The 15,926-nt window shown below is 71.4% G+C and carries 15 protein-coding genes; 5 read left to right on the top strand and 10 right to left on the bottom strand.

What is annotated here, in order from left to right; all coding sequences use genetic code 11:
- Window positions 1-20: 20 nt before the first annotated feature.
- The 8 genes from JAO84_RS32190 to JAO84_RS32225 form a co-directional block, all read right to left on the bottom strand.
- Complete coding sequence (locus JAO84_RS32190) at window positions 21-1,247, bottom strand: MFS transporter (RefSeq protein WP_370415996.1); 1,227 nt, start codon at window positions 1,245-1,247, stop codon at window positions 21-23.
- A 40-nt stretch (window positions 1,248-1,287) separates the two neighbouring features.
- Window positions 1,288-2,424, bottom strand: a complete 1,137-nt coding sequence (locus tag JAO84_RS32195; RefSeq protein WP_370415997.1) for an ABC transporter ATP-binding protein — start codon at window positions 2,422-2,424, stop codon at window positions 1,288-1,290.
- Window positions 2,425-2,453: 29 nt separating this feature from the next.
- Window positions 2,454-4,223: an ABC transporter permease gene (locus JAO84_RS32200; protein WP_370415998.1), complete on the bottom strand. Its 1,770-nt coding sequence runs from the start codon at window positions 4,221-4,223 to the stop codon at window positions 2,454-2,456.
- A 10-nt stretch (window positions 4,224-4,233) separates the two neighbouring features.
- A complete protein-coding gene (locus JAO84_RS32205; protein WP_370415999.1) occupies window positions 4,234-5,349 on the bottom strand; it encodes an ABC transporter substrate-binding protein in 1,116 nt (371 codons plus the stop codon).
- Between the two features lie 31 nt (window positions 5,350-5,380).
- Window positions 5,381-6,493 carry an ABC transporter substrate-binding protein gene (locus JAO84_RS32210; protein WP_370416000.1) on the bottom strand — a complete coding sequence of 371 codons (1,113 nt, stop codon included), beginning with the start codon at window positions 6,491-6,493 and terminating at the stop codon, window positions 5,381-5,383.
- A 113-nt stretch (window positions 6,494-6,606) separates the two neighbouring features.
- Window positions 6,607-8,253: an ethanolamine ammonia-lyase reactivating factor EutA gene (locus tag JAO84_RS32215; RefSeq protein ID WP_370416001.1), complete on the bottom strand. Its 1,647-nt coding sequence runs from the start codon at window positions 8,251-8,253 to the stop codon at window positions 6,607-6,609.
- A gap of 8 nt (window positions 8,254-8,261) precedes the next feature.
- The gene (locus tag JAO84_RS32220; protein ID WP_370416002.1) at window positions 8,262-9,389 is read right to left on the bottom strand and encodes an ethanolamine ammonia lyase-activating protein; all 1,128 of its coding nucleotides are present in this window, start codon (window positions 9,387-9,389) and stop codon (window positions 8,262-8,264) included.
- Between the two features lie 118 nt (window positions 9,390-9,507).
- Window positions 9,508-10,284 (bottom strand): 2,3-diphosphoglycerate-dependent phosphoglycerate mutase, encoded by a 777-nt coding sequence (locus JAO84_RS32225; protein ID WP_370416003.1) that lies wholly within the window; start codon window positions 10,282-10,284, stop codon window positions 9,508-9,510.
- A 134-nt stretch (window positions 10,285-10,418) separates the two neighbouring features.
- Here JAO84_RS32225 and JAO84_RS32230 point away from each other — a divergent pair, with 134 nt between their 5' ends.
- The 5 genes from JAO84_RS32230 (at window position 10,419) to JAO84_RS32250 (ending at window position 14,409) form a co-directional block, all read left to right on the top strand.
- Window positions 10,419-10,742: a 2Fe-2S iron-sulfur cluster-binding protein gene (locus JAO84_RS32230; protein ID WP_370416004.1), complete on the top strand. Its 324-nt coding sequence runs from the start codon at window positions 10,419-10,421 to the stop codon at window positions 10,740-10,742.
- 65 nt (window positions 10,743-10,807) lie between these two features.
- A complete protein-coding gene (locus JAO84_RS32235) occupies window positions 10,808-12,094 on the top strand; it encodes a Rieske 2Fe-2S domain-containing protein (protein ID WP_370416005.1) in 1,287 nt (428 codons plus the stop codon).
- Between the two features lie 3 nt (window positions 12,095-12,097).
- Window positions 12,098-12,577: a 3-methyl-2-oxobutanoate hydroxymethyltransferase gene (locus JAO84_RS32240; RefSeq protein WP_370416006.1), complete on the top strand. Its 480-nt coding sequence runs from the start codon at window positions 12,098-12,100 to the stop codon at window positions 12,575-12,577.
- A gap of 38 nt (window positions 12,578-12,615) precedes the next feature.
- Window positions 12,616-13,548 carry a 3-methyl-2-oxobutanoate hydroxymethyltransferase gene (locus tag JAO84_RS32245; protein ID WP_370416007.1) on the top strand — a complete coding sequence of 311 codons (933 nt, stop codon included), beginning with the start codon at window positions 12,616-12,618 and terminating at the stop codon, window positions 13,546-13,548.
- Window positions 13,549-13,551: 3 nt separating this feature from the next.
- Window positions 13,552-14,409, top strand: a complete 858-nt coding sequence (locus JAO84_RS32250; RefSeq protein ID WP_370416008.1) for an alpha/beta fold hydrolase — start codon at window positions 13,552-13,554, stop codon at window positions 14,407-14,409.
- A gap of 67 nt (window positions 14,410-14,476) precedes the next feature.
- Here JAO84_RS32250 and JAO84_RS32255 read toward each other — a convergent pair whose 3' ends face one another.
- The gene (locus tag JAO84_RS32255; RefSeq protein ID WP_370416009.1) at window positions 14,477-14,920 is read right to left on the bottom strand and encodes an RpiB/LacA/LacB family sugar-phosphate isomerase; all 444 of its coding nucleotides are present in this window, start codon (window positions 14,918-14,920) and stop codon (window positions 14,477-14,479) included.
- A 3-nt stretch (window positions 14,921-14,923) separates the two neighbouring features.
- Window positions 14,924-15,865, bottom strand: coding sequence for an ABC transporter substrate-binding protein (locus JAO84_RS32260; protein WP_370416010.1), 942 nt, complete (start codon window positions 15,863-15,865; stop codon window positions 14,924-14,926).
- Window positions 15,866-15,926 lie beyond the last annotated feature (61 nt).

The raw sequence follows: 15,926 nt of genomic DNA on the forward strand, positions 1-15,926 counted from the left end.
CGGGTGAGAGAGACGAGGGGTTACGCGGCGGAGCTCGGCCGCGGAACGCGGTACTCGCGGATCGTGCGGCTGCGCAGGGCGCTCGCCCCGGCGGCGAGCGCGGGCACCAGGCCGCCCGCGGCGAGCGCGGCGACCGGTCCGAGCGCCCCCGCGGCCACACCCATCAGGGAGTCGCCGACGGCGGGCCCGCCCCGCGAGGCGATCTGGTACGTGGCGGAGACCCGGCCGCGGAGTTCGTCGGGGGTCTCCAGCTGGACGGCCGCGTGCCGCACCGTGGTGGCGACGGCGTCGGCGGCCCCGAGCGCCACGGCCATCACCAGGGCGGGCCAGAGGGAGGGCGCCAGGGCCAGGCCCACCACGGCCAGGCCGTACGCGACCGTGCCGTACAGCACGACATGGCCCGAGCGGGCGGTGCGGACCAGGCGGAACACCCAGGCCGAGCCGATCAGGGCGCCGGCCGAGGGGGCCGCCGACATCAGTCCGTACCCGGTGGCCCCGGTGTGCCAGACGTCGGCGGCGAGCGCGGGCAGCAGCACCCGGTAGGCGCCGAACACGGTGGCGGCCAGGTCGAGACCGATCAGCTGCCGGATCACGGGGCGCCGGGCCACGTACGCCATGCCCTCGCGCATGCTCTGCCACACCGGCGCCCGCGGCCCGTCCGGCTTGGGCCCGGGGGTGCGCAGCAGGGCAAGCACCAGGACCAGCGCGGCGTACGTCACCGTGTCGAAGGCGTACACGAGGCCCGGGCCGCCGATCGCGATGAGCAGCCCCGCGAGCGCCGGGCCGAGCAGCACGGCCAGCTCGCGCGAGGGGTTGAGCAGGGCGAACGCGTCGACCAGCTGCGCGCGCGGCACCATCGCGGGGATGAGCGCCTGGCGGGCCGGCTGGTCGAAGGTGGCCGCCGCGGTGGTGAGCAGCGAGGACAGCACCACCGCCCAGACCGTGGCCCGCCCGGTCAGGGTGACGGCCGCGAGGGCGGCCGACACGAGCAGCGCCAGTGCCTGCGAGGCCTGGAGCAGCCGCCGCCGGTCGAGCCGGTCCGCGTACACGCCGCCCAGCGGGGACAGGACGACGAGTGCCACGGCCTGGGCGAGGCCCACCAGGCCCACCTGAACGGTGGACCCCGTGAGCTCGTACACCTGGTAGAGGCTGGCGGCCGTGGCGCCCCGGGTCCCGATCTGGGAGAGGACGACTCCGCCCCAGTAGAGATCGAAGTCCCGGTTGCGCAGCACCTCGGGTATGCGCACGTGCCTCCCTTCCTTGTCGTGGAGTCGGGTGCGGGGCGGCTCAGTCGGCGGGGACGACGATGACCTTGTCGGGGGCGACGGTGAAGTGGACGCTCTCGCCCGGCGGGACGGAGAGGTTCGGGTTGGAGCGGTTGCGGATCTCCACGCCGCCGCCGACGTCGATGATGTGGTCCACCGTGTCGCCGAGGAACGCCCGGGTGGCCACGGTGCCGCTCCACTCGTTGGGCACACCGCCGCGCGGCTCGCGGGTCAGGTCCACGGACTCGGGGCGGATGGACAGCAGCACCGCCGAGCCCACCGCGGGCACCCGCTCCACCCCGCGGGCGGTCAGCCGGCCCTGGGCGGTCTCGACCTCCACCTCGTCGCCGCGCACCGCGACGACCTTGGCATCGAGGAAGTTGGAGGTGCCGATGAACTCGGCGACGAAGCGGGTGGCCGGCTTGGTGTAGATCTCCCGGGGCTTGCCGATCTGCTCGATACGGCCCTGGTTCATCACCGCAATCCGGTTGGACATCACCAGGGCCTCGGCCTGATCGTGCGTCACATAGATCGCCGTCAGGTTCAACTCGCGCTGCAGCCGCTTGAGTTCGAAGCGCATGGACTCGCGCAGCTTGGCGTCCAGGTTGGACAGCGGCTCGTCGAGCAGCATCAGCTCGGGACGGGTGACGAGCGCGCGCCCCAGGGCGAGCCGCTGCTGCTGGCCGCCGGAGAGCTTGGTGGCCGGCCGGGAGGAGTAGGCGCCCAGCTCGATGACGTCGAGCACCTCCGCCACCCGCCGCTCTATCTCCGCGCGGTCGGGCCGCTGAGCCCGGGGAAGGACCTCCAGCGGGAAGGAGACGTTCTTGAACACGGTCATGTGCGGCCAGATGGCGTACGACTGGAAGACCATGCCGAACCCGCGCATGTTGGCGCGCAGGTTGATGCCCTTCTTGTCGTCGAACAGCACCCGCTCGCCGAGGGTGATGGATCCGGTGGTCGGCTTCTCCAGACCCGCGATGGAGCGCAGCGTGGTGGTCTTGCCGCAGCCCGAGGGGCCGAGCAGGGTGAACAGCTCGCCTTCCTGGATCTCGAAGTCGATACCGCCCACGGCGTAGGCGCGGGTGTCGTCGCCGCCCGTGCGCTTCTTGCGCTTGGCGGGCGACTCGTAGCTCTTCTTGAGGGACGATACGGTCAGCATGGGGTTCTTCCTCTGGATCCGGGGCGGGGTCAGTCGTCCTGCAGGCCGAAGCGGGCTCCGACGCGGTAGGCGCCGGCGACGAGGACGCAGAGCAGCAGCACCATCAGCACGCCGAGCGCGGCGAGGGTGGTGAACTGACCGTTCTCGAACTGCTCCCACATGAGCACCGACATGACCTCGGTCCCGGGGCTGTAGAGCAGGATCGTGGAGGACAGCTCGCGGAAGGACACGACCAGGATGTAGACCCAGCCGGCGAGGACACCGCTGCTCATCAGGGGCAGCAGCACCCGCCGGAAGGTCTGGAACCAGGACGCCCCCGACACATGGGCCGACTCCTCCAGTTCGGGCGACATCTGGGACATCGCCGAGGTGCTGTAGCGCATTCCGTACGGCAGATAGCGGGTGCAGTAGGAGATGAGCAGGATCAGCAGCGTGCCGTAGATGGGCAGCGGCATCCGCAGATAGACGAAGGACAGTGCGAGGCCGAGCACCAGGCCGGGGATGACGATCGGGGTGAAGGCGAGCACGTCGAGGATCTGGCGTCCCCTGGCCTTGGTGCGCAGCACGACCCAGGAGACCACCGAGGTGAGGAGCATGACGGCGGTGGCCGCGCCCACGCCCACGATCACCGAGTTCTTCAGGGCGTTGAGGGCCTGTGGCATCTCGAACACCCGGGCGTAGTTGTCGAAGGACATGCTCGACCACGTCTTGCTGCTGGGCGCCGTGTAGAACTTCAGGAGCGAGGCGTAGAACAGCACGGCCACCGGCAGCACGACCGTGATGCCGAAGTACAGCAGCACGCCGGCGCCGACCCACGGCTTGGCCCGGCCCAGGTCGACCGGGCGCGGCCGGAAGGCCTTGCCGGTGACCGTCTGGTAGTTGCGCGAGGAGCGCTGCAGCCACTGGGTGAACAGCACGCCGACGGCGGCGATCAGCAGCAGCCCGGTGGCGTACGCGCCGGCGGCGCCGTAGTCGATGGGGTAGGCGCGCAGCACGAAGTAGATGCGGCTGGTGAAGACGTAGGTGCCGTTCTGCAGCCCGAGCAGGGCCGGCACCTCGAAGCTCTCCAGGGACTGCACGAACATCAGCAGGGCCACGGAGATGGTCGCCGGGCGGAGCAGCGGCACGGTGATGCGGCGCAGCACGGTCCAGGTGCCCGCTCCGGACATGGCCGCCGACTCCTCCAGGGAGGGGTCCATGGCGCGGAACGCGGAGACCATGAGCAGGAAGGCGACCGGGGCGTGGTGCAGTCCCTGGACCCAGATCATGCCCGGGACGCTGTACACGTCGATGGGCGAGGAGCCGAACAGCGGCTTGAAGAAAAGGGAGTTGATCAGCCCGCTGTCCGGGTCGCCGAGGAAGATCCACGACGTCGCGTAGAGGATGCCGGGCACGATCAGCGGCACCATCGAGGCGGCGAAGAACAGTCCCTTGAACGGGGTGTCGGTGCGCACCAGGACGTACGCGAGGGCGGTTCCGACGACCAGCGAGAGCAGGGCCGAACCGAAGGCGAACACCAGGGAGTTGCCCAGCATGGTGCCGGCCTGCGCGTTGCCGCCGTAGGCGCGGGCGAAGGCGTCGAAGGAGATGCCGACCCCGTCGGAGTCGATGAAGGTGTCGTGCAGCAGATAGCCGAGCGGCACGACGGCGATGTATCCGACGATGACGATCGCCGCGCCGACCATCAGGGTCTGCGGGGACAGCCTGCCGCGCAGCAGCGCGGGGATCCGGGAGGGGCGCCGGCCCGGGGCGGGTGCGCCCGGCGGCGGGGCGGCGCGTTCGGTGGGGGCAGAGGTCACAGCCACAGTGCTACTTCTCCATGTTGTCGGCGCCGCGCAGCAGCGCGTCGTACTTCGCGTCCCAGTCGGCCTTCTTGTCGGTGAGCGCGTCGATGGCGAAGGGGGCCAGGGTGAGGCCGTCCAGGCTCTTGTCGCCGGGGACCTTGGTGGAGGGGGACAGATGCAGGTCGACGATCACCTGCTGGCCCTCGTTGAGCATCCAGTCGTAGAACAGCCAGGCGGCGCCGGGGTGCGCGGCGCCCTTGATCAGGCCGACGCCGTTGGGCCGCGGGAAGGCCGGAACGGTGGACCTGCCGCTCGCGTCGCGGTAGGCGACGGGGGCGCCCTGTTCCTTGGCGCGCTCGGTGATGTACGTGTAGTTCATCGCCTCCATGGCGGTCTGCCCGGCGGTGAGGAACTGCATCATCGTGGTGTGGCCCTTGGCGGCCTTGGAGTTGGCCGCGATCTTCTTCCACAGCTCGTCGACCTCGGCCTGCGACTTGCCGTGTTGGAGCCAGTACGTGGTGACGTTGGCGTACCAGTCGGAGTCGCTGATCTCCAGGGTGATCTTGCCCTTGTACTCGGGCTTGGCCAGGTCCTCCCAACTCTTCGGCTCCTGGCCGGGCTTGATCAGATCGGTGTTCCACGCGGGGTGGAAGATGTTGAGCCGGGTGGCGCTCCAGTCCGGGAACCGGCCGGTCTCGTTCAGCCTGTCGCGCGAGGCGCCGTCGAACTTCGCGAGGATGCCCTCCTTGGACAGGGCGTCCATCTCGGCGAAGTTGGTCTCCACGACGTCGGCGCCGGCCCGGCGGGCCTGCGACTCCTGGGAGATGCGCTGCAGGACCGTCTCGGAGTTGCCGCGGAAGACCTCGACCTTGACGCCGGTGTCCTTCTGGAACGCCTTGGTGATGGGGCCGACGATGTCGGCCGTCATCGAGGTGTAGAGGGACAGGGTGCCGCCCTCGGACTTCGCCGCCTTCTCGGCCTCGGCGCGCTGCCGGTCGGGGGCGGCCGAGGCGATCCTGTCGTACGTCTCGGTGGACGCCGCACTGCCGGCCGCCTGGGGGGTGACACCTCCGCAGGCGGTGAGCAGGGTCGAGGCCGCCAGGACGGTGCACGCGGCGGTTACTGCTGAACGGCTCTTCATCGGGGGCTCCCGGGGTGTGAGGCTCTGCGCTTCAGTCGGACGTGGGGACGCCGCGGAGCAGGGCGTCGTAGGCGGAGTTCCACTTCTGGTTGTCGGAGGCCTCGGACTTGTCGAGGCTGTAGACCTCGGTGCCGGGCGGGATCGGATCCTGGTAGCCGGGGACGTCCTTGGCCGCGGGGATCCGTTGGGAGTCGGCGATGATCCGCTGGCCCGCGGTGAGCACCCAGTCCGTCCACAGCAGGGCGGTGGCGGGGTGCTTCGGCTCCTTCATCAGGGCCAGGCCGTTGGGCCGCAGGATCACCGGTTCGACCGAGGGCCGCCAGGCGACCGGGGCTCCCTTCGCCACCGCCTTGTCCAGGGTGTGGCTGTAGACGGAGGCGGCGATGCCGAACTGGCCGGCGCTCAGCATCTCGCCCTGGACGGTGTGGCCCTTGGTGAGCCGGGCGTTCCCGGCGATCCCGCGGAAGACGTCGTCGACCTTCTGCTGGGACCAGCCCTTCTTGTCGGTGAGGTACGTGGACATGGCCATGTACCAGTCCCAGTCGCCGATCTCGACCGACACCTTGCCCTTCCACTTGGGGTCGGCGAGGTCGGCGAAGGCCTTCGGCTCCTGGCCGGCCGGGACCACTTCGGTGTTCCAGCCGACGACGAAGGCGTTGAAACGCTCGGCGGTCCAGCCGTCGGGCTTGGTCGCCTCGGGCTTGAGGCCCTGGAGGGCGGGGCCCCGGTACTCGTACAGGACGTGCTGGTCCTGGAGGGCGCGCAGCTCGATGTCGTTGGTGTCGACGACGTCGTTGTTCGTCCGGCGGGCGCCGTGCTCCTGCAGGATGCGCTGCAGGACGGTCTCGGAGTTGGCGCGGAAGGCGCGGACCTTGATGCCCGGGTAGGCCTTCTCGAAGCCGTCGACCAGTTCCTGGATGTCGGTGTTGGAGGTGTAGAGGTCGAGGACCCCACCCTCCTTCTTGGCCGCGGCGAGGAGTTTCCCGGTCCGGTCCGAGCCGGTGAGGCCGTCGTACGGGGCGTAGGCGGCGGACTCCTCGGACGAGGCGGAGTCCGCGGCGGTGCCGGAGGTGACGGGGGTGCCGCAGGCGGCCAGCAGGAGGCCGGAGGCCAGGAGTGCGGCCGGGAGGGTTCGGTGATGCATCGCACGCTCCTTGGGGCGTCATTGCCAATGGATCGTCGTGCACTGCGAGGGAACGCCGGCCCCGTCGCCGGGGCCGTCGACTGCGTATGAAACCGGAGAATTGGCCTTATGGTCTAACCATAAGTGGGAAGTGTTACCGGACCTTTATCGGTGCCGGCGGTGCCGGCGGTGTCGGCGGTGTCGGCGGTGTCGGCGGCGCCGTCCGTGCCGAACACCAGGGACTTGATGGTCACCGGCACGGTGCGCGAGGGGTGCCGCACCCGCCCGAGGTCGATGTGGTCGAAGTCGTGCAGGCTCAGCCCGTCCACGACGAGCACCTCGGACGTGACGCCCAGCTCCTCGCGCAGCAGCCGGCCGAGCGTCATGGCCACATCGCCGTCGAGGACGACGTACACCGGCCGGCCGGCCGCGATCCGCGCGGCCAGACCGTCGCGGATGCCGGTGGCGAGGGCGAGCAGCCTGCCGTACTCGGGCAGCCCGCTCCACTCCACGGCCAGGGCGACATCACCCTCGGCCCCGCGTTCGTCGAGGGCCTGCCGGACCGCGTCGGCCACGGCCCGGGCGTCGACCGTGTCGCCCAGCGGACAGTGCGGACGCACCACCGGCAGATCGCGCCGCGGCAGCAGCGCGTCCGGGTCGCTGACACAGCCGGTGTTGCCGCTCAGCTGGACGCTGTACTCGGAGGCGCCGAGCGCGGTGGCCCGGATGCACTCACCCGCCGGCAGCAGCGGCCAGGGGAGCTCCCCGGCGTCGAGCCGCCGGCGCACCGCGTGCCCGAGCCGCCGGCCCAGGTCGCCGAAGTCGCGCTGCTCGCGCCCGTAGACGTACTCGGCCACGCCGCCGGAGAACAGCACCCCGTCCAGCGGGCCGGGATCCCCGAGCCGCCGCGTGAGATACAGACCGTCCTCGCAACCGGGCGCACCGCGCAGTACGTCGACCAGGGCCCCCGCCATCGCCTCGGCGACCCGGTCGAGCTCCGCGGGGCGGGCCGGGTCGCCGAGCCGCCAGTCGAGACCGGCCCGTGCCGCGTGGTGCCGCCCGGCCGGCTCCAGACGGACGATCCGCCCGTCCTCGTCCGTCACCTGGAGCCGGCCGCCGATGTGGACCGCCGCGGTCGAGAGCACCCGTCCGCCCTCGACCACGGCGAGCTTGGTGGTGCCGCCGCCGATGTCCACGACCAGGAGCCGTTGCCGCCGCTCGTAGGAGCGGCGGGCGGCGCCGGAGCCGTAGGCCGCCAGCTGGGCCTCCATGTGGTGGCCCGCGGTGGCGGTCACGAGCCGGCCGCCGCGCTCGGCCAGGACGCCGGCGATCGCCTCCGCGTTGTGCCGCCGCAGCGCCTCACCGGTGAGGATGACGACCCCGGTGTCGATCGCGTCCGGGGTGACCCCTGCCTTCCCGTACGCCTCGTCGACGATCTCGCCGAGCCGGACGGCGTCGATGTGCTCGCCGCTCGTGTACGGGGTCAGGGCGACCGGCGACAGATAGCGCGTCTCCCGGGAGACGACGTGATAGCGGCTGGTCAGCTCCTCGCCGATGCGCCGCAGCCGGAGCCGGGAGAACAGCACCTGGGTGCCGGAGGAGCCGATGTCGATGCCCACGCTGTGCAGGGTGACGTTGTCCTGCTGCCAGATCGGGTTGTCCTCGATCGGGCCGAGCGGCTCGTCGTCGTGGTCGTGGGTGTGCGCGGGCACGTGCGCGGCGTGGACGGTGCGCGGGGGAGGGTCGGCGTGGGCGTGGGCGTGGGTGTGGGTGTGCACCACGTCCGTGCTCAGCCTTCGGCGCCGGGCAGCGGCGGCAGGGTCTCCAGCTCCGACGCGTAGATGGCGTCCATCCGCGGGGTCATGGCGTGCTTGGCGAGGGCCTCGCGGAAGGTGTCGCGCACGAAGGGGGACTCGTCGGCGTAGTCGATCTGGTCGCCGCCGATGCGCCGGCTGATCCACGCCTTCGGCACGCCCTGGGCGTTGCGCACGGAGACGACCTCGTGCTTGAAGGCGAGATAGCGGCTCGGCTCGGTGCTGGTGTTGAAGTGCTGGTGGAACCACATGTTCGGCGGCACGATGAGCGAGCCGGGGCCCCACTCGTAGCGGCGCGGCTCCTCGCCCTCCGGCCACATCAGGCTGTAGCCCTCGCCGGACAGGATGATGACGTGGGCGCCCGGGCCGTGCCGGTGCCCCTTCTTGTACGTGGCCGTGGGGAACTGCGAGATGTGGCTGTTCATCGAGCCCTTGGCCATGGTGAAGCGGATGTGGCCGCCGCCGGCGCCTCGCTCCTTGGCCTCCACCAGCGGCAGGCTCACCGAGTCCGCCACGAAGTTGGTGTCGAGGAGCAGGCCGCGCTGCTCGCCCTTGGGGGAGAAGTAGTCGGGCTCGCCGTCGAAGCGCTCCGGGAAGTCGCGCGGGGTGTCGAAGACGAACTCCGGGTCGCCGTAGAGGTTGATGACCGGCGGCATGTTCGTGGAGGACACGAAGCGCGCGGCCTTCCGGCCGGAGCCGTTGAAGTGCTGGTGGTGCGCGTTGAGCGGGATGGCGAAGATCGAGCCGGTCTGCCACTCGAAGGTGACCGCGTCGCCCTTGTCGTTCCACACCCGGGTCGAGCCCTGGCCGTCGAGGACCAGGATCTGCTCCTCGAACAGCTGGCGCTGCGGGGCCAGCGCGCCGCCGGCCGGGATCTCGCACACGTAGCAGTCGTTGGAGGTGCGGGTGGCCTCGTGGTTGATGAAGACCCCGCGCCCGCCGCGGCGCTCCCAGGGCTTGAGCTCCACGGTGCGCAGATCCGGGATGTAGTGCGCGGCGATGATGTCGAGACCTTCGTCTGCGACCCAGCGGGTGTACGGGGAGTCCTTCTCGGTTGCGAACTTCGCTGCGAACGTGTCGTCGACGATGGCGTCCTTGGACATCGGGACCCTTCCTGATTGGTGCCGCCACTGACCGGGGCGTACGAAGGCTGGGATTGGTAGAACCATAAGTCCATCAAGCTGACCCGTCAACGGATCTGCGGGCTCCGGATATACGGCGTTAAAAGCCCTGCTCGGCCACGGATTTGGCGGCCGAGCGGGCGGCCTCCGGGTCCAGGTAGCGGCCGCCGCGCAGCAGCGGCCGCAGCTGCGCGTCCAGTTCGTAGCAGAGCGGCATGCCGGTCGGAATATTACGTTCCGCCGTCTCCTCCGGGGTCAGTCCGTCCAGGTGGGAGACCAGGGCGCGCAGCGAGTTGCTGTGCGCGGTGACGAGCACGGTGTGGCCGGCCCGCAGCTCCGGCGCCACCACCCCGTCCAGGTACGGCAGCAGCCGGGCGCGCACGTCCGCGAGCGACTCGCTGCGCGGCAGCCGCGCGGCGTCGAGGTCGCCGTAGCGCGGGTCTCCCGCGTAGCCGGCCGCCTCGTGAGCGGACAGCGGGGGCGGTGCGGCGTCCATGGAGCGGCGCCAGCGCCGGTAGGCCTCCGCTCCGTACCGGGCGCGCACGGCGCTGCGCTCCAGGCCCTGAAGAGCCCCGTAGTGGCGCTCGTTGAGGCGCCAGGTGTGGCCGGGTGTGACGTCCGGGCAGTGCGCGGCGGCCAGGGCGAGGGTGCAGGTGTGAACGGCGCGGACGAGGTTCGAGCTGTGCGCCCGGGTGGGGCGGATCCCGTGGCCGAGCAGCAAGTGACCGGCCTCGCGGGCCTGTTGCTCGCCGCGCGCGGTGAGGGGCGTGTCGATCCAGCCGGTGAAGGTGCCGCGGGCGTTTCCGTGGCTCTCGCCGTGGCGCAGCAGCACCAGGGTCAGGGGGAGGGTTCGGGTCCGGGTCCGGGGGCGGGGCATGGCGGGTCCTCTTCCGTCTCTTGTTTCCGCGTTCAAGCATCTGGTCTAATGGACAGACCATAAGGCAGGGCAGTGCGTGTCGGCCCGTGCCCTGCCGGTACGGGAACGGTCAACTTCGAGAAGAGGGAGGGACCTTGCCGAAGGTCATCTTCGCCACCTCCGACGGGCCCCAGCACATCGTCGACGCCCAGCCGGGCGACTCCCTGATGTCCGCCGCCGTCCGCAACGGCGTCCCGGGCATCGTCGCCGAGTGCGGCGGCAACCAGTCCTGCGCCACCTGCCACGTGTGGGTCCGCGAGGAGTTCGCCGAACGCGTCGGACCGCCCGGCGACATGGAGGACGACCTGCTCGACCTGGCGGTGTCGGAGCGGCGCGCGACCAGCCGCCTGGCCTGCCAGATCACGCTCACCCAGGAGCTGTCGGGACTGATCGTGGACGTCCCGCCGCACGAGTCCTGAGCCCCCGCACACCCCGCTGCAGCAGTCGCCCCGCCCCGGGGCCCCAGCATCCGAAGGGAAACTCCGTGCTCCGCAAAGAGATCAACGAACTGCTCACCCAGACCGGCCCCGGCACACCGATGGGCGAGCTGTTCCGGCAGTACTGGATCCCGGCCCTGCTGGCCGAGGAGCTGTCGGAGAACGACTGCCCGCCGGTCCGCGTCAAGCTGCTCTCCGAGCGCATGATCGCCTTCCGCGACAGCGAGGGCCGGTACGGACTGATCGACGAGTTCTGCGCCCACCGCGGAGCCTCGCTGTGGTTCGGCCGCAACGAGGAGGGCGGCCTGCGCTGCCCGTACCACGGCTGGAAGTACGACGTGACCGGCCAGTGCACCGAAGTGCCCTCCGAGGCCGACAACTCCAGCTTCTGCGCGAACGTCAAGCTCACCTCGTACCCGCTGGTCAAGATCGGCGACGTGCTGTGGACCCACATGGGCGACCGGGCCACCCGGCCCGAACCGCCCGAGTTCGAGTGGGTCCACGTGCCGGCCGAGCAGACCTACACCTCCAAGCGCTGGCAGCAGTGCAACTGGCTGCAGGCCTTCGAGGGCGGCATCGACTCCAGCCACGTGACCTTCCTGCACTCCGGCGGCCTCAAGAGCGACCCGCTGTTCAAGGGCGCGAAGGGCAACGAGTACAACATGAACGACACCAAGCCCTTCTTCGAGGTCGCCGACTCCGAGGGCGGCCTCTTCGTGGGCGCCCGGCGCAACGCCGAGGAGGGCAGCTACTACTGGCGCATCACCCCCTGGGTGATGCCGTCCTTCACCATGGTGCCGCCGCGCGGCGACCACCCCGTGCACGGCCACTGGTGGGTGCCGATCGACGACGAGAACTGCTGGACCTACTCCTTCGACTACCACCCGGTCCGCGCGCTCACCGAGACCGAGCGGCAGGCGATGATCGACGGCCACGGCGTCCACAGCAGGACCGTCCCCGGCACCTACCGGCCGGTCGCCAACATGGACAACGACTATCTGATCGACCGCGAGGCGCAGCGGCGCGGCGAGACCTACTCCGGCGTCGCCGGCATCGCCATGCAGGACGCCTCGCTGCAGGAGTCGATGGGACCGATCGTCGACCGTACCAAGGAACGCCTGGTGCCCGCCGACAGCGGCATCATCAAGGCCCGCCAGAAGCTGCGGAAGGCCGCCCTCGCCCTGCGCGACGAGGGCGTCGTCCCGCCCGGCGTCGACCCCGAGCACCACAAGGTCCGCTCGGCCGCGGTCGTCCTGCCGCAGGCGGAGTCCTTCCTGGACTCCTGCCGGGACGCGGTCAAGGTCGTGCCGGGCGCCCCGCAGACCACGGTCTGAGCCATGACCCCGGCCACCCCGCACCTGAGCGAGAGCGCCCGGGCCGCCTCGGCCCACGAGTCCCGCTTCCGCATCGACGCACCCATCAACCCCGCCCGGACCGCCCGGATCGTCGCCCTCGACGCCCGCGCGGCCGCGGTGGCCAGGCGGCTCGCCGCCCGCACCTGGGCCGGCGCCCGCTTCTACACCGCCGTCAGCACCGAGACCCTGCACCGGCTCGACGGCACGCCCGTCCCGCTGGACGGGGTGATCGCCCGCACCGATGTGGTGGTCGTCCTCGCCACCGAGGACCGCGGCCACCGGGTGGCCGCCGCCATCGGCGGCATCTGCCGGCGGCGCGGCATCACCACGGCCGGCGTGGTGCTCGGCGAGGGATACGAGGCCGGTGACGCGGTCGCCGCGCTGCGGCCGTACGCCCGGGTGCTACTGCGCTCCGCGGACGAGGGCGATGTCGTCGAACTGCTCACCGCGCTCCGGGTCTAGACCCTGACACCGACTATTGAGAGAGGAGCGCGGAACCTGTGACGGACAAGGCGACGGACAAGCCGACGGACAAGCCGACGGACAAGGTGACGCTGAACGCGCTGCGCCGCATGAAGGACGAGAAGCGCAAGATCGTCGGAGTGGTGGCCTGGGACTACCCGATGGCCCGCATCGCCGACCGGGCCGGGGCCGACCTGATCTCGGTCGGCGACACCGTCGGGGTGAACCTGTGGGGGCACACCAACCCCCTGGAGATCACCCTGGACGAGATGCTGGTGGTCACCAAGGCGGTACGGCGCGGCACCCGGCGCGCCCTGCTGAGCGCCGACTTCCCCTACGGGCCGCTCCAGGAGGGCGGGGCGGCCGCCGTACGGGCGGCGATCCGCTTCGCCAAGGAGGCCGGCGTCGACCTGGTCAAACTGGACGGCGCCGCCGACTTCCCGGAGGCGGTCGAGGCCGTCACCCGGGCCGGCGTCCCGGTGTTCGCCCAGTTCGGCATCACCCCGCAGACCGCCCTGCGCTACGGAGTGGAGTACCGCGGGGTCCCCTCGGCCGCCGAGCAGGTGCCGGAGGAGATGCTGGAGGCGATGGTCGCCGAGGCCAAGCGTCTGGAGGAGGCCGGTGCCGTCCTCCTGAACTTCACCAACTCCGGGCCCGTGGTGGGCGCCGCCGTGGCCGCCGCCGTCTCCGTGCCGGTGGTGGGCGGCTTCGGCGGCGGCCCCTGGCTGGACGGCCGGATGCGCATGGCGAACGCCGCGATCGGCTACTCCGCCAAGGCCCTGGACGACCCGCCGGAGACGTACGCCCAGGTCGCCCGTACCGCCCTCGACGCGCTCACCGCGTACGCCGAGGACGTGCGCGCGGCCCGGCAGATCCCCGGCGGCATTCCGGTGCCCCCCGCCGGGCCCGCAGACCCCGCAGACCCCGCCGAGACCGCCGAGCCCGTCTCGCCCGCGGACCAGGAGGGCTGAGCCGTGCCCACCGCCCTCATCGACGGGATCACCACCCGCTACGAGACCACCGGGGACGGGCCGCCGCTCCTGATGTTCTCGCCCGGCGGCTTCGACTCCAGCCTGGAGGCCTGGCACACCACCGGCGTCTACCGCCGGCTCGGCCTGCTCGCCCGCCTGGCGGAGCACTACACCTGCATCACCTTCGACCGGCGCGAGTCCGGCCGCTCCGGCGGCCGGCTGGAACGCCTGTCCTGGGAGGGGTACGTACGCCAGGGCCTCGGCCTGCTCGACCACCTGGGCATCGACCGGACCTACCTGATCGGCGGCTGCGTCGGCTGCTCCACCGCCGCCGCGCTCGCCGTCGCCCGGCCCGAACGGGTCGCGGGCATGGTCCTCTACTCGCCGGCCGGCGGTGTGCACTACCGGCGCAAGCAGCACCAGCGCTTCGACGCCCACCTCGCCCACGCGGCCGAGCACGGGCTGCGGGGCGTGGTGGAGCTCGCGCGGTCCACCGGGGACGGCTTCTCCAAGGACCCGCGGGTCGGGCCCTGGGCCCATGTGCTGCGCCACGACGAGAGGTTCGCGAAGGAGTACGCCGCCTGCGATCCGGAGCGGTACCGCACCCTGGTGACCGGCAGCGCCCGGCTGCTCTTCGACCGGGACACCGTGCCGGGCGCGGAGCCGGAGGACCTGCTCACCCTGCGCGTGCCGGCCCTGATCGTGCCGGGCGAGGACACCTCCCACGCGCCCTCGGCGGCGCGCTATCTGCAGGAGTGCCTGCCGGTCAACGAGTACTGGGACGCGCCGGTCGCCGAGCAGACGGACACGACCGCCCCGGAGCGGATCCTGTCCTTCCTCGCGGGGGCCTCCGGGGCGTGACCCTGCGAGCTGCGAACGGCCGCCGGCCCCGGGTCACCCCCCGGGGCCGGCGGCCGTTTCACGTGCCTCAGCCCTGCTGCTCCAGGGCGGCGATCTGGTCCACCCGGCGCCGGTGGACGCCGCCCTTGAACGGCGTCGTCAGCCAGGTCTCCACGATCTGCTCGGCCTCCTCGGCCTCAAGGACCTTGGCGGGCAGGACCAGTACGTTGGAGTCGTTGTTGCCGCGCGAGATCCGGGTGAACCACAGATCGGGGCAGAGCCCGGCGCGGATGCCCGGCAGCTTGTTGCAGGCGATGGTCTCGCCCAGGCCGCTGCCCCCGAGCACGATGCCCCGGTCGGCCGTGCCCCCGGTCACCCGGGCACAGACCCGTACGCACAGCTCCGGGTAGTCGACCTCGTCGGGCGTGTGGCTGCCCAGGTCCGCCACCGTGTGGCCGGCCGCGGTGAGCCGGGCGACGAGCCGGCCCTTGAGCCGGAAGCCGTTGTGGTCACCGGCGATGGCGATACGCATGGCTCAGCCCACCAGGTCCAGGGTCGCCGGGGCGAACAGCTCCTCCAGCGGGCGCGGGCGGCGCAGGATCCCCTGGTCCACCGCGTGCCGCAGCAGCGTCTCCAGGACGTGCCGGTTGGGCTCGATCCCGTACGGCAGCGGGTCGGCGCCGGTCAGCCGCATGACCCTGCGGTGCAGGGCGTCGGTGGCGGTGTCGCCCTCGCCGGCCCGCAGCCGCTCCACGTACGCCTGCTTGGAGCGGGCGAAGGCGTCGAAGACGTGGGCGGCCAGCTCGGGGTCCTTCTCCAGGAGCTCGTCGCGGACCACGACCAGGTGGTTGACGGGGAACAGACCGCGCTCGGTGAGGGCCCGATAGCCCGCCTTCTCGGCGTCCGGAAGCAGTGGGACGACCTGCTCCGACCGCGGCTGGACGCCGATCACGGCCGCCAAGTCGCCCTCCGTGAGGGCCTCTTCGAGGGTGCGGCCCGGTTCGAGGGACTCCACGTTGCCGGGCGGCGTGTAGTCGGCCACGTGCTCGTCGCCGGAGAGCACCCAGGTGACCTTGGACAGGTCGACCCCGTGCTCCTCCTGGAGCACGGAGCGGGCCCACACCCCGGTGGTGACGGTGTAGCCGCGGCTGACGCCGACCCGGCGGCCTTCGAGGTCCTTGGGGTCGGTGACGGGGGCGGCGGTGTGGTGGTGGAGGGCGCCGTGGTGGAAGCCGCGCACCAGGAAGGCCGGCACGGCCGTGAAACGGGCGCCGTGCTCCTTGGCCACCAGATAGGTGGTGAGCGCCATCTCGCTGATGTCGTAGGCGTGTTCGCGGACCATGCGGCGGAAGGCGTGCACGAGGACCGGGACTTCCTCGAAGTCGAAGGAGAAGCCGTGCGGCCTGACGGCCCCGGTCTTGAGTGCTTCGTTGTTGCCCTGGGTCCGGGTGACTGTCCGTAGCTGATCATCCGTCATGGCCAAAAGGTAGCATGGTCAGACCATCAGTCCATAGACTGTGTGCGCACGACGGCTTCCA

Origin of the sequence: Streptomyces fradiae (assembly GCF_041270065.1) — a bacterium.
Classification (GTDB): domain Bacteria; phylum Actinomycetota; class Actinomycetes; order Streptomycetales; family Streptomycetaceae; genus Streptomyces.